This is a genomic window from Mycobacterium sp. DL99 (assembly GCF_004762045.1).
Classification (GTDB): Bacteria; Actinomycetota; Actinomycetes; order Mycobacteriales; family Mycobacteriaceae; genus Mycobacterium.
In genome coordinates, this window is record NZ_SJOM01000007.1 from 2,249,634 (window position 1) to 2,266,683 (window position 17,050).

General features: G+C 65.5%; 19 protein-coding genes and 1 pseudogene. 12 read left to right on the plus strand and 8 right to left on the minus strand.

The window, feature by feature from the left end:
* Position 1 precedes the first annotated feature (1 nt).
* Positions 2-544: a hypothetical protein gene (locus EYZ64_RS11310; protein ID WP_135453520.1), complete on the minus strand. Its 543-nt coding sequence runs from the start codon at positions 542-544 to the stop codon at positions 2-4.
* Between the two features lie 294 nt (positions 545-838).
* Between EYZ64_RS11310 and EYZ64_RS32655 the strand changes: the two are divergent.
* Both EYZ64_RS32655 and EYZ64_RS32395 read left to right on the plus strand, forming a co-directional pair.
* Positions 839-934: pseudogene (locus EYZ64_RS32655) on the plus strand (DUF2510 domain-containing protein); the annotation flags it as partial.
* A gap of 63 nt (positions 935-997) precedes the next feature.
* Positions 998-1,330, plus strand: a complete 333-nt coding sequence (locus EYZ64_RS32395) for a hypothetical protein (RefSeq protein WP_286174780.1) — start codon at positions 998-1,000, stop codon at positions 1,328-1,330.
* Positions 1,331-1,342: 12 nt separating this feature from the next.
* On the opposite strand, the gene EYZ64_RS11320 is transcribed toward EYZ64_RS32395, so the two are convergent.
* The 3 genes from EYZ64_RS11320 to EYZ64_RS32400 all read right to left on the minus strand — a co-directional run bounded on the left by EYZ64_RS11320 (position 1,343) and on the right by EYZ64_RS32400 (position 3,308).
* Positions 1,343-2,479, minus strand: coding sequence for a transporter substrate-binding domain-containing protein (locus EYZ64_RS11320; protein WP_286174781.1), 1,137 nt, complete (start codon positions 2,477-2,479; stop codon positions 1,343-1,345).
* 265 nt (positions 2,480-2,744) lie between these two features.
* Positions 2,745-2,996: a hypothetical protein gene (locus EYZ64_RS11325; protein ID WP_135453521.1), complete on the minus strand. Its 252-nt coding sequence runs from the start codon at positions 2,994-2,996 to the stop codon at positions 2,745-2,747.
* Between the two features lie 60 nt (positions 2,997-3,056).
* Positions 3,057-3,308: a hypothetical protein gene (locus EYZ64_RS32400; protein WP_286175363.1), complete on the minus strand. Its 252-nt coding sequence runs from the start codon at positions 3,306-3,308 to the stop codon at positions 3,057-3,059.
* Here EYZ64_RS32400 and EYZ64_RS11330 point away from each other — a divergent pair.
* Together EYZ64_RS11330 and EYZ64_RS11335 are read left to right on the plus strand one after the other, a co-directional pair.
* On the plus strand, positions 3,307-3,519 hold the full coding sequence (locus tag EYZ64_RS11330; protein ID WP_353653676.1) for a hemophore-related protein: 213 nt from the start codon (positions 3,307-3,309) through the stop codon (positions 3,517-3,519). The two genes, EYZ64_RS32400 and EYZ64_RS11330, sit on opposite strands and share 2 nt — an antisense overlap.
* A 251-nt stretch (positions 3,520-3,770) precedes the next feature.
* Entirely contained in the window at positions 3,771-5,150 is a 1,380-nt protein-coding gene (locus tag EYZ64_RS11335; RefSeq protein ID WP_135453523.1) for an alpha/beta hydrolase, read from the plus strand.
* Between the two features lies 1 nt (position 5,151).
* Here EYZ64_RS11335 and EYZ64_RS11340 read toward each other — a convergent pair whose 3' ends face one another.
* Positions 5,152-6,603 carry an LLM class flavin-dependent oxidoreductase gene (locus EYZ64_RS11340; RefSeq protein ID WP_135453524.1) on the minus strand — a complete coding sequence of 484 codons (1,452 nt, stop codon included), beginning with the start codon at positions 6,601-6,603 and terminating at the stop codon, positions 5,152-5,154.
* A gap of 145 nt (positions 6,604-6,748) precedes the next feature.
* On the opposite strand from EYZ64_RS11340, the gene EYZ64_RS11345 reads away from it, so the two are divergent.
* Positions 6,749-7,108: a DUF3349 domain-containing protein gene (locus EYZ64_RS11345; RefSeq protein WP_135453525.1), complete on the plus strand. Its 360-nt coding sequence runs from the start codon at positions 6,749-6,751 to the stop codon at positions 7,106-7,108.
* Here the strand turns inward: EYZ64_RS11345 and EYZ64_RS11350 are convergent.
* From EYZ64_RS11350 to EYZ64_RS11360, 3 genes are all read right to left on the minus strand, one after another.
* Positions 7,105-8,154 carry an NAD(P)-dependent alcohol dehydrogenase gene (locus tag EYZ64_RS11350; protein ID WP_135453526.1) on the minus strand — a complete coding sequence of 350 codons (1,050 nt, stop codon included), beginning with the start codon at positions 8,152-8,154 and terminating at the stop codon, positions 7,105-7,107. The two genes, EYZ64_RS11345 and EYZ64_RS11350, sit on opposite strands and share 4 nt — an antisense overlap.
* A 160-nt stretch (positions 8,155-8,314) precedes the next feature.
* Positions 8,315-8,590 (minus strand): YciI family protein, encoded by a 276-nt coding sequence (locus EYZ64_RS11355; RefSeq protein WP_135453527.1) that lies wholly within the window; start codon positions 8,588-8,590, stop codon positions 8,315-8,317.
* Positions 8,591-8,600: 10 nt separating this feature from the next.
* The gene (locus EYZ64_RS11360) at positions 8,601-9,278 is read right to left on the minus strand and encodes a TetR/AcrR family transcriptional regulator (RefSeq protein ID WP_135453528.1); all 678 of its coding nucleotides are present in this window, start codon (positions 9,276-9,278) and stop codon (positions 8,601-8,603) included.
* A 223-nt stretch (positions 9,279-9,501) separates the two neighbouring features.
* Between EYZ64_RS11360 and EYZ64_RS11365 the strand changes: the two genes are divergently transcribed.
* From EYZ64_RS11365 to EYZ64_RS11395, 7 genes are read left to right on the plus strand one after another with little or no spacing between them, the layout of a single operon-like run.
* On the plus strand, positions 9,502-11,553 hold the full coding sequence (locus tag EYZ64_RS11365) for a dipeptide ABC transporter ATP-binding protein (RefSeq protein WP_286174782.1): 2,052 nt from the start codon (positions 9,502-9,504) through the stop codon (positions 11,551-11,553).
* Positions 11,553-12,422 (plus strand): ABC transporter permease, encoded by an 870-nt coding sequence (locus EYZ64_RS11370; protein WP_135453529.1) that lies wholly within the window; start codon positions 11,553-11,555, stop codon positions 12,420-12,422. Before EYZ64_RS11365 ends, EYZ64_RS11370 begins: the two co-directional genes overlap by 1 nt.
* Positions 12,423-12,437: 15 nt before the next feature.
* Positions 12,438-13,442, plus strand: a complete 1,005-nt coding sequence (locus EYZ64_RS11375; RefSeq protein ID WP_135453530.1) for an ABC transporter permease — start codon at positions 12,438-12,440, stop codon at positions 13,440-13,442.
* Positions 13,443-14,078, plus strand: a complete 636-nt coding sequence (locus tag EYZ64_RS11380; protein WP_135453531.1) for a cysteine hydrolase family protein — start codon at positions 13,443-13,445, stop codon at positions 14,076-14,078.
* Positions 14,075-15,655, plus strand: coding sequence for an ABC transporter substrate-binding protein (locus EYZ64_RS11385; RefSeq protein WP_135453532.1), 1,581 nt, complete (start codon positions 14,075-14,077; stop codon positions 15,653-15,655). The genes EYZ64_RS11380 and EYZ64_RS11385 overlap by 4 nt, the downstream gene beginning before the upstream one ends.
* Positions 15,655-16,512 carry an N-acyl homoserine lactonase family protein gene (locus EYZ64_RS11390; protein ID WP_135453533.1) on the plus strand — a complete coding sequence of 286 codons (858 nt, stop codon included), beginning with the start codon at positions 15,655-15,657 and terminating at the stop codon, positions 16,510-16,512. The genes EYZ64_RS11385 and EYZ64_RS11390 overlap by 1 nt, the downstream gene beginning before the upstream one ends.
* Positions 16,509-17,042: a hypothetical protein gene (locus tag EYZ64_RS11395; protein ID WP_135453534.1), complete on the plus strand. Its 534-nt coding sequence runs from the start codon at positions 16,509-16,511 to the stop codon at positions 17,040-17,042. The genes EYZ64_RS11390 and EYZ64_RS11395 overlap by 4 nt, the downstream gene beginning before the upstream one ends.
* Positions 17,043-17,050 lie beyond the last annotated feature (8 nt).

Sequence of the window (17,050 nt, forward strand, 5' to 3'; positions counted from 1 at the left end):
ACTAGTTGGCGTACGGGTTGCGTCCCTCGCCGGTGTTGAGCAGCAGCGGATTGTTCGGATCGAGGACATGGCTGCTCGCCGGGCTGAGGACGAACCCAGCCCCGTCAAACGAGTTGCTGCACATCGTCACCGTGCCGTCGGTCCCACACGTCACATTGCGGAAGCTGATGCGTGATCCGGGCAGCAGCCGGTTCGGCAGCCCGTCGAACACGAACAGCGGCCGGTTGTCGCTGACGAACGTGGGCAACCCCTGTTGCGCGCCGGTGACCGCGTTGGCCCCATCTGGTGCTGCGGGCAGCGGGCCACTGCAACCGTAATTGCCCGACTTGCGGCTGATGGCGCACGCGATATCGCCCGGCACCGCGAATGCGTAGTACTCGCCGTTCTGCATCGCGAAGTCCGACGGCTTCACCGGCGTAAGCGCATTGAGATTGAGCGGCGGTGGGGGCGGAGGCGGGGGCGGGTCCGCTGCAGCCACGCCCGGGATGCAGAGGCCGGCGCCGACCGCCGCGCTCACCAAAGCCATCAGAAGTCTCCTGCGCATCGGTTCACCTTATGACGTCACATCGAGGCACGCAGTAACACCGGGGCGTTAACGTGCCTGGCCCGGCAACCGTCGCAAGTGGCGTGCTCTCGAATCTGGTCGATCCGTCCGCACCGATGATCACGCCGTTCTTTTGTCCCGATCGACGGATCTGGTGTCGACTTGGCCGTGGGCTGTATACGTGTGCCCCAATTCGGTTGATGCAACTTGGCCGTCGGTGACGGGCGGGCGCGCTATTCTCCCGTCGAGATCTCTGCAGTCCGAACCGGGGAGGACCTATCGATGACGGTGCCCATGCCGCCAGGCTGGTATGACGACCCGGACGGGTCACCCAACTCCGAACGCCGCTGGGACGGCCAACAGTGGACTCCAGAACAGCGGATGAAATCCGGGTCGAACCCTCAACCGGCCTACCCACAACCCACTCCACCGCCACTGCAACCACCGCCACCGATGGCACAGATGCAATATCCGCCGCTACCCGCTCACGCGTCGTATTCGCCGCCGCCGCCGTATCCGCAACCGGATGTGCACGCGCAGTATCCGCTACCGCCACAAGCTCAATATGCGAACGGGTCCGCGTCGTCCAATCTCTTCTCGATCATTGCCTTTGTATGCGCGGGTGTCTCCGTGCTGTTCTGCCCGATCCTGTTCGGGCCGGCCGGCCTTATTCTCGGAGCGGTCGGCCTCACGAAGAAGGAACGCTTCGCGCCTATCGCAATCGCCGCGGCGGCCGGCGGCATGATCGCGGGGATCGTGCTCGGAGTGGCTGTTTGGGCCAATTAGCCGGATTTGGTTTCAGCTGGCGCCGGCGGCGGTTGCGACGTCGTCGCCGAACCACTTCTCTTTGATCAGGTTGTAGGTTCCGTCTTCGCGCATGCGAAACAAGGCCTGATCGATCGGTTTACGCAATGGGCTGTTGGTGCTGATGACAAAGCCCTGGTTCTCGTCTTGGAATACCGGACCGGCCGTGACTGCGACGCCTTCACCGCGGTGAGCGACGTAGTAACGCAGCACCGGGGCATCGAAAACGACAGCGTCATAGCCCTCTTCGCGCAGTAAGTGGTACGACTCCTCGATGGTGGATGTCTCGGTAGCGTCAATGCCCATCGAGTGAAGGAAGTCCGCCGCCGTCGTCCCGTGCACCGTAGCCACGGATTTCTCGTAAAGATCAGCCGGACCGGTGATTTTCGCGTCCAGCTTTGCCACGGTCAGGGTCGCGCTGAGGTTGGCCGAGTAAAACGAAACGAACACGATTGCGGCAAAACCCCACAGGATCGCCAGCGCTTTGGTGATCGTTTGGGTGGCCGAGACGCTCTGGCGTCCGACCAGCGAACCCATTCCCCAGCCGAACGCCTGAAAAATGCCCGGGAAGTACGACCGCGACACCACGGGCCGTTCAGTGCGTCGCCGCTCCACCAGCCAGAAAACATGGGCGGGAACAACACTGACCACCACCGCGGCAGCGAGCCAGACCAGCATCGTGCGCGACAGCAGCAGGTCAAGATAGCCGCCCAACCCAGGCACCGAAGGCCGGGTGTCCTGCACCGGGACGATGATCTGCAATCCCGCGTCCAGGGTCGGTTGGGTGAAGTCGAACGACTGTTCGCGCTGCGCCGTCAGTGAAATTCCGCCGACCGCGACATCAGCACGTCGGGCAGTCACCGCCGCCAGCTGCCCGCGGACATCATCAGTGGTCAGGTAGTCGGTTGTCCATCCCACACGTTTGGCAACTTCGTCCCACAGATCGATGCTGAACCCAGTGAGTTCCCCGCTGCTGGTTCGCATCACAAACGGCTCTAGTTGATGGACGGCAACGCTGACCGTCTCCGCCGTTGTTCCTGGGTCTTTGGGGGGCACCGGCTCGGCAGCGGCCCGCGCTGCAACAGCGGGTCCCATCGCAAGCAACGACGAGGCGATCGCGAGAGCCGCCAACCCCAAGCATCGACGTATCAGCACACTACCTACACTTCCTGCCCGCATGGCAAGTGTTACAACCACACGAAGCGTGACGGTGCCACCAGAGCGTCTTTCACCATGCCAGGCGCTGACGCTGCGTAACACTCGACCCGTGCCGGTTCAGCTGTTTCTCGGGTGGGGCGGGCTTTCACCGCCGAACCGGCTCACGTGCGACCATCAACCAGGGCAGTCGTGTAAACACGCTGCGGTACAACAAGGTTGAACAGTTGGCGATTCGCGATCAGATGAAGCCGAAACCGGGGAAGCCGTAGAACTCATCCTCGCCGGGGTACACCCCTGGGGTGGCGTCGATTTGGGTATTGCCTTCGGATGCGCACTCGGTGGTCTGCCCACCAGCTACCGAGCTGCCACCGGTCACCTGGCATTGCGGCAGCAGTGAGGGATCGGCGCCGGCGTTCGGCGCGCCCAGCAGTGCAACAGCCGCACCGACCACCGCAGCACTCCCAATCAGAACCTTACGAACATGCGGCATTTGCGACGACACCTTCCGTTTTGGCGCGAACCACATCCACGACACCTGCTGACCCGCTGGTTATCTCGATCCGTGCACCTGATTGTCACGCACGATATGGTTGCATGCAAACATTAACCGCAGCTCGTAAACCGGAACCGATGATTGATGGAGTCGCATGAAGCCTGCAATGCAATCGCTTGGCCGTGCCACCGCGGCGGCACTGGGAACGGCGGCGGTAATCCTGAGCGCGTCGGCAACCGCCTCCGCCGAGGCGCCGAACTGCACAACTGCTGACGTGACCGCCGTGATGGCAAGTGTTTCGACAAACATGACCGGCTACTTGTTCACCCACCCGGACGTCAACGCGTTCTTCACCGGGCTGCAGGGGCAGAGCAAGTCGGCGACAGCCGCGCAGACGAAGGACTACCTCAACCAGAATCCGCAGGTACGCGCCGAGCTCGACGCGATCCGGGCGCCGGCGCTGGACCTGCGCAATCGCTGCAACATCCCGCTGGAAGCCGAGATATCCGGCGTGATCTGAGAGTCACACTTTCGCTGGTAGTACCGGAGCCTGCAGAGGCTCCCAGGCGTGGAGGTGCGCGGTCCTACCGACCACGGCCCCCCGGGACGCGTTGTTGGATTTGGTTGCGTCGCAACGTGATTGGATCAGAAATACCCACCGCACCGGCGGTTCCGGCCGGGACGGCGGGCGATGACGACGTCGTGGCGTGCACCTGCCCATGCAGAAACCACTCAGCGAGTTGACAGCTGGCGTTGATAGGAAATGAGCTGATGTACCAGCTCATTGCACAGATCTCGCTGATCCACGGCTGGTTCCCATTTGCCGTGCAGGCGATCGCGGCCCTGCTGCTGGGAGCCGCGGTGGGCTGGCGCTCGCCGCGCTGGCGCCGTAGGTTGCTGCCGGCGCTCGTGGTCACGGCGGCGGTGCTGGCGGCCGTGACCTACTGGTATATCGACTCGATCGGGGTAGCGGGCAACGCCGGGCCACCGGAGCTGTGGGTCTGGATCGCATTGACCGCGCTGGCCGCCGGGGTTGCGTTGCTGGGTTGGGTGAGTGCCCGATGGTGGCGACGGACCGCGTCGGTCGCGGCGGTCGGGGTTTGCGGGCTGGCCTGTGTGCTGACACTGAACATCTGGGTCGGATATTTCCCGACTGTGGACGCCGCGTGGAAGCAGCTCACCTCGAGCCCACTGCCGGGGCAGACGGACCGGTTGACCGTGACGAAGATGCAGCTCGCCCACTTCCGGCCGACAAGCGGCGTTCTGGTCCCGGTCACCATCGACTCGACGGATTCGGGGTTCAGCCACCGCGGTGAACTCGTCTACCTGCCGCCGGCCTGGTTCGCCGGCAATCCGCCGCCGCAACTTCCGGCCGTGATGATGATCGGCTCGCAACTGAACACCCCAGCCGACTGGCTACGCGCAGGTAACGTGCTGGGCATCCTCGACGGCTTCGCGGCCGCCCACGACGGCAACGCGCCGGTGTTCGTATTCGTCGATGCCACCGGCTCATTCACCAACGACACCGAGTGCGTCAACGGCGTCCGGGGCAATGCCGCCGACCACCTGACCAAAGACGTTGTTCCGTATCTCATCTCGAACTTCGGTGTGCGCCCCGATCGTGACGGGTGGGGGATCGCAGGCTGGTCGATGGGTGGTACCTGCGCGGTGGACCTGACCCTGATGCACCCGGATATGTTCAGGTCATTCATCGACATCGCTGGGGACCTGCGACCCAACACCGGCGACAAGACGCAGACGATCAACCGGCTCTTCGGTGGGGACGCCGACGCGTGGGCGGCCTACGACCCGGTCACCATCATGCGCCGCCACGGCCCGTACTCCGATGTCACGGCGTGGTTCGAGGTGCCGATCTCGCAGCGTGGTGCGAACACGCACGATCCCACGGCGAATCCCGAGGCTCAGGACGTCGCCGCGAGCACGCTGTGCGGCGCGGCCCGCGCGGACGCCATCACGTGCTCGGTGCAGACCGCGCCGGGCCGCCACGACTGGGCATTCGCCGCCAACGCGTTTGGCGCCGCCCTACCGTGGCTGGCCGGTCAGCTTGGCACCCCCGGCGTGGAACAGACCGAACTGCCACCGTCGACGTTGGGGTCGCAGCCCACCAACGTCCAGGCCGCGCCGCGCTGAGTCAGCGGCCCCGCGCGGGCTGGGCAGCCGTCGATGCTGACGAGGACGGCAGAGTCGACGGGCGTTCGATGATGGTCGAATTCTGCCCTCCCACGCGGTAACTGGCACCGCGATGCTCATCGGCCAGGCGATCGCCGTGCCCCAGCAGCTTGTTGCGCAGACTGCCCGGCGCGTATGCCGGCTGGTAGGCACCGCGCTCGGTGAGGACCGGAACGACGTGCTCGATGAATTCCGAGAAGGATCCCGGCGTGATCGCATAGGCCAGGTTGAAGCCGTCGACGTCGGTCTCCTCGACCCACTCCTGCAGGGTATCGGCGACGTGCACACCCGACCCGACGATGCGCGGCCCCATGCCGCCGATTTCACCCCACTCGGCGATATCCCGCACATTCCACTCACCGCCCTTGTCCGAAGCGGACTGAAATGCCTTGACCGCGGACAGGATTGCGTTGGAATCGACATTGCCGATCGGTTCGTCGAGGCCGTAACGGGCCAGATCCACGCCCATCCACCCGGACATGAACACCAGTGCGCCCTCGGGATCGCCGTAGGCCAGATACTCGGCGTGCCTGGCGTGGGCTTCTTCGTCGGTCTCGCCGGTGATGATGGTCGTGAGGTTGAATATCTTGGCCGAGTACGGATCCCGGCCCGCCAACTCAAGCTCGGCCCGTATCGTGGAAACTGTTTCGCGCAGAAGGGCTTTGGTGGGAGCGGCGGTGAAGATCGCCTCGGCGTTCTCCGCGGCGAAGCGGACCCCGCGCGGCGAGGAACCGGCCTGGTAGATGACCGGCGTGCGCTGCAGCGACGGTTCGGCCAGATGCACCCCGGGGACGCTGAAATGAGTGCCGGAATGACCGATATGGTGCACCTTGGCCGGGTCGGTGAAGACTCCGCGTTCGGCGTCGCGCACCACCGCGTCGTCCTCCCAGGAGCCCTCCCACAACTTGTAGAGCACCTCGAGGTACTCGTCGGCATGGTCGTAGCGGGCATCGTGCGCCGGTTGGTCGGTCTGGCCCATATTGCGTGCTGCCGCAGGAAGATACCCGGTGACGATGTTCCAGCCGACCCGGCCGTTGGTCAGATGGTCGAGCGTCGACATCCGCCGGGCGAACGGATACGGATGCTCGAATCCGGTACCGGTGGTGATTCCGAACCCCAGATTCTCGGTGACCAGCGCCATCGCCGATACCAGCAGCATCGGGTCGCCGACCGGGATCTGGGCGGCCTGACGGATCGCCGCTTCGTCGCTGGCCCCGTACACGTCGTAGGTGCCCAGCACGTCCGCGATGAACAGGCCGTCAAAACGCCCGCGTTCCAACAACTTCGCCAGCTCGGTCCAGTAGGTGATGTCTTTGTAGCGCCAGGACTGATCGTCTGGATGACGCCACAAGCCCGGCGACTGGTGGGCGACGCAGTTCATGTCAAAAGCGTTGAAACGGATCACACGGGTCACTGCGCCGAGAATGCCGGGACAGCGGTGGACGGTCACCGGTTGCGCTCAGCGGGATTGTATTTGGCGGTGAACCACGAATGAATGGCCGCCCAACTGTCGGCTCCTCCAGTGGTGGGTCGGCCTCGCAACCGCGAAACTTAGTCGGGTGTCAACAAAGTCGCTGCTGATCTCGGTCCTGAACTGGCTGCGCGCCGGCTACCCGGAAGGCGTGCCGGGCACCGATCGCGTGCCTCTGCTCGCGCTGCTGCGGGCCACCCCGCTGACCGAGGAACAGGTGGCCGAGGTGGTGCGCAACCTCGCTGAGGCTGCGGCACCTGCCGACGTCGACCATCCCATCGACCGCGACGACATCGCGGAATTCATCGCCGAAGTCACCGACCACGACGCCGGTCCGGAGAACATTCAGCGGGTGGCGGCCAAACTGGCCGCTGCGGGCTGGCCGCTCGCCGGCGTCGACCTGGTGTCCGACGCCGGCCACGACGGCGCAGCTCCTGGTACTGACTAGCCGCGCAGCGAGGCGGTGTCGATCACGAAGCGGTACCGCACATCACTGGCCAGCACCCGCTCGTAGGCCTCGTTGATGTAATCGGGCTGGATGACCTCGATCTCGGGGGTCACGTTGTGCTCGGCGCAGAAGTCGAGCATCTCCTGGGTCTCCGGGATGCCGCCGATCATCGAACCGGACAGGCTGCGGCGGTAGGCGCCGAGCGGGAAGAACGGCACCACCAGCGGCTTCTCCGGCGCTCCGAGCTCCACCAGCGTGCCGTCGGTCTTGAGCAGGCCCAGGTAGGCGCCGAGGTCGAGATTGGCCGACACGGTGTTGAGGATGAGGTCGAAGCTGCCGGCCAGCTTGCGGAAGGTGTCCGGGTCGCTGGTCGCGTAGTACTCGTCGGCGCCCAGTCGCAGGCCGTCTTCCATCTTCTTCAGCGACTGTGACAGCACGGTGACGTGCGCGCCCATCGCGTGTGCGAGCTTGACTCCCATGTGGCCCAGGCCGCCGAGGCCGATCACGGCGATCTTCTTGCCTGGCCCGGCGTTCCAGTGGCGCAGCGGTGAGAACAGCGTGACGCCGGCGCACAGCAGGGGAGCGGCCTTGTCCAGAGGAATCGAATCGGGGATGCGCAGGACGTAGTTCTCGTCGACGACGATCGCGCCGCTGTAGCCGCCGTAGGTCGGGGTGCCGTCGCGCCCGGTCGCGTTGTAGGTGCCGATCATGCCGCCGCCGGTGCAGTACTGCTCCAGCCCGGCCTTGCAGTTGTCGCACTCCCGACAGGAGTCGACGAAGCAGCCGACACCGACATGGTCGCCGACCTTGTACTTGGTGACCTCCGAGCCCACGGCGGTCACCACGCCGGCGATCTCATGACCGGCCACCACGGGGTAGTTGGGGGTGCCCCACTCGCCCTTCACGGTGTGGATGTCGGAGTGACAGATGCCTGCGAAATGGATGTCGAAGGCCACGTCATGAGGCCCTACTTCACGGCGGGTGATGGTGGTCTTGGCCAGCGGTTCGGTCGCCGAATTGGCGGCATAGGCATAAACAGTGCTCATCAAAGCCCTCTTTGCTCGTCGTCTGTGCGTATCCCGGAAAAGGTTAGTCCGGTTAACTGAATACTGCCTGAGCGGCAGGCTCGTAGATGCAACGACGCAGGCAGCGGCGATAGTCCCGCCGCCGGTGTGACAAATCTCCCCGATCGAAGCCGGGCGCGGGTCACAACCCGGGTGCGCGGACCGACCCGTTGAAGGACACGCGCTCGCAGCGAATGAGCCCGGCCAGGCTGTAGGGGTCGCGGGCGATGACGTCCTCTACCTCCTCTTCGCTGAGGTCCCCAGTGACCAGGACCGCGCCGGTCGCTGATTCCAGACGTCCGGCCAACAGGATGCGGCCCGCGGCCACTTCCTCCTTGAGCCACGCGACGTGCGCGGGGCGGGTCTGGTCGACGACGTCGATGGGTTGCACGTAAGTCGTGGTGAGGACGTGGAACATGCAATGCAGACTACGGGTCGGATGCGCTGTTCCTGTTATGCCTGTCGATCTCCCGGTGGCTACGAGAACGCAGGGCTGCGGCCGCATCGTCAGGAATGCCCAGGACGCGCATGCAGGCATCCGCCACGTGGAACGGCATATCGGAACGTTTCGGACCGGGCGGCATCGACCACACGTTGACCAACGATTCGACGAGCCGGAACGGGAGGTCGGCGGCTGCTTCGTGAACGCCGGTCCGCCGGCTCAGTGCGCGACTCACAGACAGATAGTGCAGCCGTAACCGCTCCCGGTCCGACCAGAACGGTTCGAGCTTGGCTTCACGCAATTCGGGCAGCAGGTAGAGCGCACCGAGGTTCCACCTCCCGGACATCAGTTGCGCGCCGTCGAACGCCGCCAATGCGTGCAGATGTTCATCGGCGGTCAAAGCGGGTTCGGTGCCCAGCAGGCTCGGGATGAACTCGAGGGTCGGCGCAACGGTCTGCTCGAGCAGTGCGCACAAGATGTCGTCCTTGGTCTTGAAGTAGTGGTACAGGGATGCCTGGCGGACACCGACCGCCTCGGCGATCGCCCGCGTCGAAGTACCCGCGTAGCCGGTTGCGGTGAACAATTCCCCTGCGGCGTCGAGGATTTCGTCACGAGCGGTGTGCCCCTGCCGACGCTGGGCGTGTACCCGTGGTCTTCCTGCCATAGGGCCATGGTTGGCTCTTCAGCCGCGAACAGCCAGCGCAGGGGGTATCGGTCACTCGATAGAAACGCGCGACACGTGACGGTTACCGGGCCCGTCAATTCCTTTACACCTCATTAACGCCTGTGACACCCAGTGACGCCGCCGCCGGGGAAAACTGTCGCTCGACAGGCTGCGGCACAGGGTGGTGACGCGGAACAGCCAAATCGCTTCTGGGAGGCCCACGATGGCTGAGGTCACGATCGACATGACCTTCCCCGCGGATCTCGGCGCAGATGACCCCGCGACTGACGACTCGGCGATACACGCTGAGCCGACGTCACTCTCACCGCCACAGCCGGTTGCCACCATCGACGACCTACACGTCACCTTTCGTCGCAATGGCCGCGACATCCACGCGCTGCGCGGAGTCTCCCTCACCATCGCCCCGGGGGAGATCGTTGGTCTGGTCGGTGAATCCGGTTCCGGCAAAACCGTTCTGGGGTTCACGATGCTCGGCCTGCTGGCCAAGAGCGCCAAGATCGGCGGGTCGGTCCGGGTGGTGAACTCCGACATGGTGAACGGCGGAACCAAGGCGTTGCGCAAGGTGCGCCGCCTCGACCTGGGCGCGGTGTTCCAGGATCCGATGACCTCGCTCAACCCGACCATGCGTATCGGCAAGCAGGTGGCCGAGGCGGCCGGCAGCGAGCAAGAGGCGCTGCGCCTGCTCACCGCGGTCGGTATTCCGGAGCCCAAGCGCCGGATGCGGGCATATCCGCACGAACTCTCCGGCGGGCTGCGTCAGCGCGTGATGATTGCGATGGCGGTCGCGGGGGACCCCGAACTCGTCATCGCCGACGAACCGACCACAGCGCTCGATGTCACCGTTCAAGCCCAGGTGTTGCGGCTGCTGCAGCGGCTGCGGGACGAGATCGGTTGCAGCATCGTGCTGATCACCCACGACCTGGGCGTTGCTGCGCAGATCTCGGATCGCATCGCGGTGCTCTACGCGGGGCGCATAGCCGAGATCGGCCCCGCCGCCGAGGTGCTGGCCAACCCGGCCCATCCCTACACCAAAGGACTGCTCGGCAGCCGGCTCACCCTGGATACCGCACGTAACCGGAAGCTCGCCGCGCTGCCCGGCTCGGTGCCCAGCCCGGCCTCGCCGTTGCCCGGATGTGCCTTCGAGCCGCGGTGTGCCGTGGCCTCCGGGGGCTGTTCAACGTCGCTACCGGAGCCCGTTGTCGTTGCGCCCCAACGAGTCAGTGCGTGTGTCCGGCCGATGGCGGACATCGCCGGCGTGGTAGGGCCCTCGACAGCGAAGGCCGCAGATTTGTTCCCGGCCAAGGTGGCGGACAGCGCCGAGCAGCCACCGGCCGTGGCGCTGGCCAATGTCGCCAAGACGTTCGCGGTGTCGCGACGATGGCTGGATCGTTCGGCCGACAATCACGGAAAGCTGCACGCGCTGCGCGGCGTGACCATGCGTGTGCGCCAGGGCGAGTCCGTGGCCCTGGTCGGGGAGAGCGGCTCAGGCAAGTCCACACTGTTGCGAATCATCGCCGGGCTGGAGAGTCCGACCTCGGGATCCGTCCAGGTGGCCGGCGGTCAACGACCACAGATGGTCTTCCAGGACGCGGGCGCCTCACTGACACCATGGCTGTCGGTCGGTGAGTTGATCGCCGAGCGGTTGCGCGGCACCAAGATGCCGGCGGCTCAGCGCCGCACCGCCGTGGCGGAGGTACTCGAACGGGTCGGTCTGCCGGCCGAGGTGGCCAAAGCGCGTTCAGGGGAGCTGTCCGGCGGGCAGCGCCAACGGGTTTCGCTGGCGCGGGCCACCGTCGTGCCACCGTCGGTTCTGCTGTGCGACGAGCCGACCAGCGCGCTCGACGTGTCGCTGGCGGCTTCGGTCCTCAACCTGATCGGGGATCTGCGCCGCAGTCTGGACATGTCCGTCGTCTTCGTCACCCACGACCTGTCCGTCGCCCGGGTGGTGGCCGACCGGATCGCCGTGATGTATCTGGGTCGCATCGTCGAGATCGGACCCGCAGATCAGGTGATCGGCGACCCGGCCCATCCGTACACCCGGGCACTCGTCGACGCGATCCCCGACCTGGGCCGCGAATCACGCGTACTGGCAGGCGAGCCCGCCAGCCCACTGTCACCGCCGGATGGCTGCGCGTTCCACCCGAGATGTCCGATCTCGATACCGGCGTGCGGCGGTAGCGAACTCGACGTCCGGTTGGAGGGCACACCGGGCAACCCCCATCACGTTGCGTGTATCGAAAGGCGGGCGGTCTGATGGCGATAGCCGTTGCGTTCCCCACGTTGGCGAGCGGGCGTGCACGCCCGTGGTTGTCGCGGTCGTGGCCACGGTCCACGGTGCTCAACTGGGCCGGATTCTCGATGGTGATCGTGCTGACGATGCTCGTCATCGCGGTGCCGCTGATCGCCCCGCACGACCCGCTCACACCGGTGGGCATGCCGCTGCAAGCGCCTGGCAAGAACGGGTTTCTGCTCGGCACCGACAGCGTCGGCCGCGACATCCTGTCCCGAGTTCTCTACGGCGCCCGTTCCAGCTGGTTCGCCGCGCTGGTCGTGGTCGCTGCCGGACTCGCGATCGGCGGGTTGATCGGCCTGATCGCCGGCGCGTCCGGAGGTTGGATCGACTCGGTGTTGATGCGCATCACCGACGGGTTCCTGTCCCTGCCCGCCCCGGTGCTTGCGATCGCCGTAGTCGCCGCGCTCGGACCGAGTTTCGTGCACACCCTGTTCGCGGTGTCGATCGTCTGGTGGCCGTTCTACGCCAGGTTGGTACGCGGCGAGATTGCTCGCCTGGCTGCCCGTCCACACGTCGAGGCCGCCAAACTCGCTGGGGTGAGCCGATTCCGGCTTGCGACGCGGCACCTGCTTCCGGGTGCGGTGCCGAGCGCCCTCGTCGCCGCCAGCCTGGATCTGGGCACCCTGATCCTCACCGTGGCGGCACTGTCGTTCCTCGGGCTCGGGCAGGCCGCGCCGGCACCCGAACTGGGTGCCGACTCGGCCCGCAACCTCAGTTATTTCCTGCAGCAGTGGTGGATTCCGGTGATGCCGGGTCTCGGTGTCCTGGTTCTGGCGCTCGTCGGAAACATCGCCGGGGACTGTCTGCGCAACCTGATGAAGAACCGGTGAGTGAGGAGGATTCGAATGAAGACTTTCGTGGCTTCCCGGCTGGGTGCGATGATCGCCATCCTGATCGCCCTTACCGGAGTGATGTTCGTGCTCCAGCACGTCTCGCCGCTGGACCCCGTGAAGGCGCAGTTGGGTGCACAGGCCTCGGCCCAGGCGGTCGCCGCCAGACGCGAGGAACTCGGCTTGAACCAGCCGGTGCTCGTGCAGTTCTGGCACTACCTGACCAATGCGGTGACCGGTGATCTCGGAACCTCCTACCGCACCCGTCACCCGGTGTTGTCGGACCTCGGCAGCTTCCTGCCGGCCACCTTGGAACTCGCGATCTTCGGGATCGCCATCGCGCTGGTGCTGGCGGCCCTGCTGGCCTTCAGCACCACGCTGAAATGGCCGGGTGCCCAGGTGCTTCGGGCGGTGCTGTTCACCGGTGCCGCGGCGCCGATGTTCCTGCTCGGCATCCTCGGGCTGATCGTGTTCTACCAGGAGTTGGGCTGGGTTCCGGCCAATGGGCGCATCGCGGTGTCGAATCCACCTACCGGGCCGACGGGCCTGCTCACCGTCGACGGCCTCCTGCACGGCCGGTTCGACGTGGTGGCCGATGCCGTACAGCACCTGATGTTGCCGGCCCTCGTGATCGCGATCGGCCCGGCCGTGGCGATCGGGCGGGTACTGCGCAGCAGCCTGATGACCGACATCGACAGCGACTACGCACGGACCGCCCGGGCCAAGGGGCTGTCGGAGGGCCAGATCATGACGCGGCACGTGCTGCGCAACTCCGTCGGGTCTGCGTTGTCGATGACGGGTCTTCAAGTGGGCCTGATGTTCTCGGGCGTGCTCGTCGTCGAGCAGGTCTTCGGGTGGCCGGGAATCGGCCAGTACATCGCCCAGAGCATCCCGGTTGCCGACTTCCCGGCCATCGCGGGCGTCACCTTGATGTTGGGTGCGCTCTATGTAGTCATCAACACCGCCGTGGACCTGCTCCAGGCGGCAGCCGATCCCCGTATCGCAGTAATAGGAGGTTAGGTGCCCAAACAGCCACTCATCGTGGGTAATCCAGTACTTGTCGTGGTCGACATACAGGAGGGCGGTGGAATGTCGGCCCAGGACGCCGGGATTCCGGTGATGCCCGGTCATGCCGAGCGCGTCACCGTCGCCGAGAAGCTGCTCGCCGCAGCGCGTTCGGCTGATGTGCCGGTGGTGTTCTTCCAGGAGGTCCACCGGCCCAGCGGCATCGACTTCGGCCGCGAGCTAGACGGCACCGAGGGCGTCCACTGCGTCGAGGGCCAGCCCGGCACCGACCTGGAACCGACCCTGCGGCCACTGCCCGACGAGTTCCACATCGTGAAGCGGCGCTACTCCGGGTTCATCGGAACGGATTTCGAGATCGTCCTGTCCGGTCTCAAGGCGTCGACGCTCATCCTCATCGGCGGACTCACCGACGTGTGTGTGCACTACACCTTCGCCGACGCCCACCAGCGTGACTTCTACGTGCGCGTCGTCACCGACTGCGTGGGCGGGTCGTCGCAGTACCGGCACGATGCCGCGCTCGACGCCATGGAGTACCTGCAGACCGGTGCGCTACGAACCTCCGACGAGATCCTGGCCGCCTTCACAGAATTCGCCACGTCCCAGCCCGTTCTCGAAGGAGCCGCACGATGATCAACCGATGGACGACCATGGCCGCCGTGAGTGCGGTGGCGGCGTTGATGCTGAGCGCCTGTGGCGGTTCGGATTCCGGGAGCGGCACACCCAGCGCGGCACCGACCGACAAGGTGCTGCACCTTTCGTTCCTGCAGGACCCCGGTCAGCCACCCGACCCTGACATCTACTACGCCGGCCAGGGCCTGCTGCTGACCACCAATATCTACGAGGGGCTGCTGCAGTACCAGGCGGGAACCGACAAGCCCGTATTGGAACCTCTGCTGGCCACCGAGTGGAAAGCATCGCCGGACAACAGAGTGTTCGATTTCAAGCTGCGCCAGGGCGTCAAGTTCCATGACGGCACCCCGTTCACCGCGGAGGCTGTCAAGGCGTCGTTCGATCGCAGGCTGGCGGTCAATCAGGGGCCGGCCTACATGGTCAAGGACGTGGAATCGGTTACCCCACACGGTGATTACGACGTCACCATCACGCTGAAGGCGCCCAACGCGGCCTTCCTCGACTACCTGGCGTGCGCCTACGGGCCCAGGATGCTGAGTCCTCAGGGCCTGCAGCAGAACGCGGGCTCCGATCACGCACAGAGCTATCTGACGAATCACGATCTGGGGACCGGCCCGTACACGCTCACCGCGGCGGAGGTCGGATCACGCTATGCACTGGCGTCATTTCCGGAGTACTGGGGTGCCAAGCCGTACTTCGAGAAGGTCGAGATGCCGGTGATCACCGACGTTTCGGCCCAACAACTCCAGTTCAACAACGGGCAGCTCGCCGCGATCCTGCATGACCTGCCCTCGTCAGCGGTCCAGTCGTACCTGGACAACAAGGCGTTCGCCAATTACTCGCTGCCGACCATGATGTCCAACTACCTTTACGTGAACCCGCACAAGGGCATGATGGCCGACGCCAAGAACCGCACTGCGGTGCTGCAGGCGATCAACGTCGACGAGCTGGTCAAGCAGACGTACTTCGGGCGCGGTGATGTGGCCGGACAGATCTATCCGCCCAACATGATGGCCTCGGACTTCGCCAATCAGGCCGTGGCTCACGATCCGTCGGTGCTCAGCGGCATCGCAGGGGCACTGCCCGCCGACCAGAAAGCGATCACGATCGGCTACGACTCGAGCAATCCAGACAATCAACTGGTCAGCAATCTGCTTCAGACACAACTTGCCGCTGCAGGATTGACCGCCAAGGTACAGGCCTACCCGACGTCAGAAATCTACGGCTGGGTCGGCACCGACGGTCAATCGGCTCCGGAGATCTTCACCGCGCTGGCGTGGCCCGACGCCCCGTCGCCGTACACCTGGGGACACATCACGTGGGATGCCGACGGCGGCCTGAATTATCTGGGCTGCTCGGCACCGCCGGTCACCGAGGCGTTGGCCGGTGGCCTGCCCACCGGTGACTCCGCGGTGTTCTCACGGGCCGGGCTGGAAGCGGTGAAGACCGGCTGCTGGCTCAACATCGCCGACGTCAACGACTTCATGGTGGCCCAGCCCTGGCTCAAGGGTGTCGAACAGTCCCACGTGGTTACCAACCCCAATTCGTTGCGGCTCGCCGCGCTGTCGGTGGGCTGATGGCGACGCTGGTCCGCAGGAGCGGAGTCCGCCACATCATTCTGCTCACCCTGGGTTGGGAGGAACTGCCGAAATCGGTGTCGGTGTACGGAGCGCCGGCCGCGGAGCGCATGCGTGAACCCGTTCCGGGCGTGCTGCTTCAGACCGATGGCGGCTGGGTGCTGCTCGACACGGGGTTCAACACCGCACTCGTGCGTGACCCCGCGTTGTATCGCCGGTTCTTCCCGACCGTGGAGTACCGACCGGTGCTCCCGGGGCCCGGCGAGCCGATCGAGCAACGGCTCGCCGAGGTCGGAGTCGACTTCGACGACATCCACACCGTCGCGGTGAGCCATCTGCACCACGACCATGCCGGTGGGCTCAAGCTGTTCGCCGGCAAGGTCCCGGTGCACGCCCAACGCCGTGAGCTCGAATACGGTCTGTCCAACCACCCTGAGCCGGAACGCAATGCGATCGTCCGGGTGGACTTCGACGATCCGAACATCGACTGGCGGCTGGCCGACGGCGAGGCCACGATCGCACCCGGCGTCACCGCGATCCCGACGTACGGACACACGCCGGGGCATCAGAGTTTCGCGGTGGAGCTCGATGAGTCAGTCGGCGGCGGCGGGTTCGTATTCGCGTTCGATGCCGCAGATCTCACGGAGAACATCGAGCACGAACTCCCGATCGGCGGGTTCATCGACGTCGATCCCGAGGAAACGGTCGAACCGATCCGCAAGCTCAAGAAGCTGGCGCGCGACAAGGGATATCAGTTGATTCCCGGCCATGACCCGGAGGTGTGGCCCGGGCTGACCGAGCACTTTCACGAGCGCTTCGGTCCGGTTTCCCACGGGCTGGAACAGGAATTCTCATGAAGCCGGTGATGGCCGCGGAGTGTGCCGGACTGTGGCGGCGCACCTTGCTGATCGAGGCCGACGGATCACGTGACACCGGGACAGACATCGCGTGGTTGCAGGCCGGCAGCGCCTACGTCGACTCTCGGGGCTTCGGCGGTGAGCTGGTCCAGCGCGGCACCGTCTTCTCCTGGCGCCGTGATGTCGAGCTGGTGCCGTCGGGCCCGGCTCCCGACGAGGGTGAGATGCGTTGGGAAGGAGACACTCTGATCGAGACCGGGGTGCATGAGGACTACGTCGAGCACTGGGTGCGGGAGCTCGGTCCGACGACTCCGCGCGGCGGGTTCTTCCTGCGGGCGCCCGACGGAGGCCAGGCCATCCTGGTGCGGGTCGGCCCGATCTTCGCGTGGCTGGGCGCCGGTGAGGTGGTGATCGACACGGTGGGCGGGCCGCGATGGGCCGCACTCGCGATCGACTTGGAAGGTCAGCAGATTCAGGCCAACGGCGTGCGCTGGGTCGTGGAACGAACTGAAGGGACAGTGAATCTGTGAGTGGCACA

What these genes read in the sequence shown, in the direction of transcription:
- EYZ64_RS32395 (WP_286174780.1), top strand. Translation starts at nt 998, where the DNA reads ATGGCACAGATGCAATATCCGCCGCTACCCGCTCACGCGTCGTATTCG.
- EYZ64_RS11360 (WP_135453528.1), bottom strand. Translation starts at nt 9,278, where the DNA reads ATGGCAGGAAGACCACGGGTACACGCCCAGCGTCGGCAGGGGCACACC.
- EYZ64_RS11390 (WP_135453533.1), top strand. Translation starts at nt 15,655, where the DNA reads ATGGCGACGCTGGTCCGCAGGAGCGGAGTCCGCCACATCATTCTGCTC.
- EYZ64_RS11355 (WP_135453527.1), bottom strand. Translation starts at nt 8,590, where the DNA reads ATGTTCCACGTCCTCACCACGACTTACGTGCAACCCATCGACGTCGTC.
- EYZ64_RS11335 (WP_135453523.1), top strand. Translation starts at nt 3,771, where the DNA reads ATGTACCAGCTCATTGCACAGATCTCGCTGATCCACGGCTGGTTCCCA.
- EYZ64_RS11370 (WP_135453529.1), top strand. Translation starts at nt 11,553, where the DNA reads ATGGCGATAGCCGTTGCGTTCCCCACGTTGGCGAGCGGGCGTGCACGC.
- EYZ64_RS11375 (WP_135453530.1), top strand. Translation starts at nt 12,438, where the DNA reads ATGAAGACTTTCGTGGCTTCCCGGCTGGGTGCGATGATCGCCATCCTG.
- EYZ64_RS11395 (WP_135453534.1), top strand. Translation starts at nt 16,509, where the DNA reads ATGAAGCCGGTGATGGCCGCGGAGTGTGCCGGACTGTGGCGGCGCACC.
- EYZ64_RS11310 (WP_135453520.1), bottom strand. Translation starts at nt 544, where the DNA reads ATGCGCAGGAGACTTCTGATGGCTTTGGTGAGCGCGGCGGTCGGCGCC.
- EYZ64_RS11385 (WP_135453532.1), top strand. Translation starts at nt 14,075, where the DNA reads ATGATCAACCGATGGACGACCATGGCCGCCGTGAGTGCGGTGGCGGCG.
- EYZ64_RS11325 (WP_135453521.1), bottom strand. Translation starts at nt 2,996, where the DNA reads ATGCCGCATGTTCGTAAGGTTCTGATTGGGAGTGCTGCGGTGGTCGGT.
- EYZ64_RS11350 (WP_135453526.1), bottom strand. Translation starts at nt 8,154, where the DNA reads ATGAGCACTGTTTATGCCTATGCCGCCAATTCGGCGACCGAACCGCTG.
- EYZ64_RS32400 (WP_286175363.1), bottom strand. Translation starts at nt 3,308, where the DNA reads ATGTTTGTCGAAACACTTGCCATCACGGCGGTCACGTCAGCAGTTGTG.
- EYZ64_RS11330 (WP_353653676.1), top strand. Translation starts at nt 3,307, where the DNA reads ATGACCGGCTACTTGTTCACCCACCCGGACGTCAACGCGTTCTTCACC.
- EYZ64_RS11365 (WP_286174782.1), top strand. Translation starts at nt 9,502, where the DNA reads ATGGCTGAGGTCACGATCGACATGACCTTCCCCGCGGATCTCGGCGCA.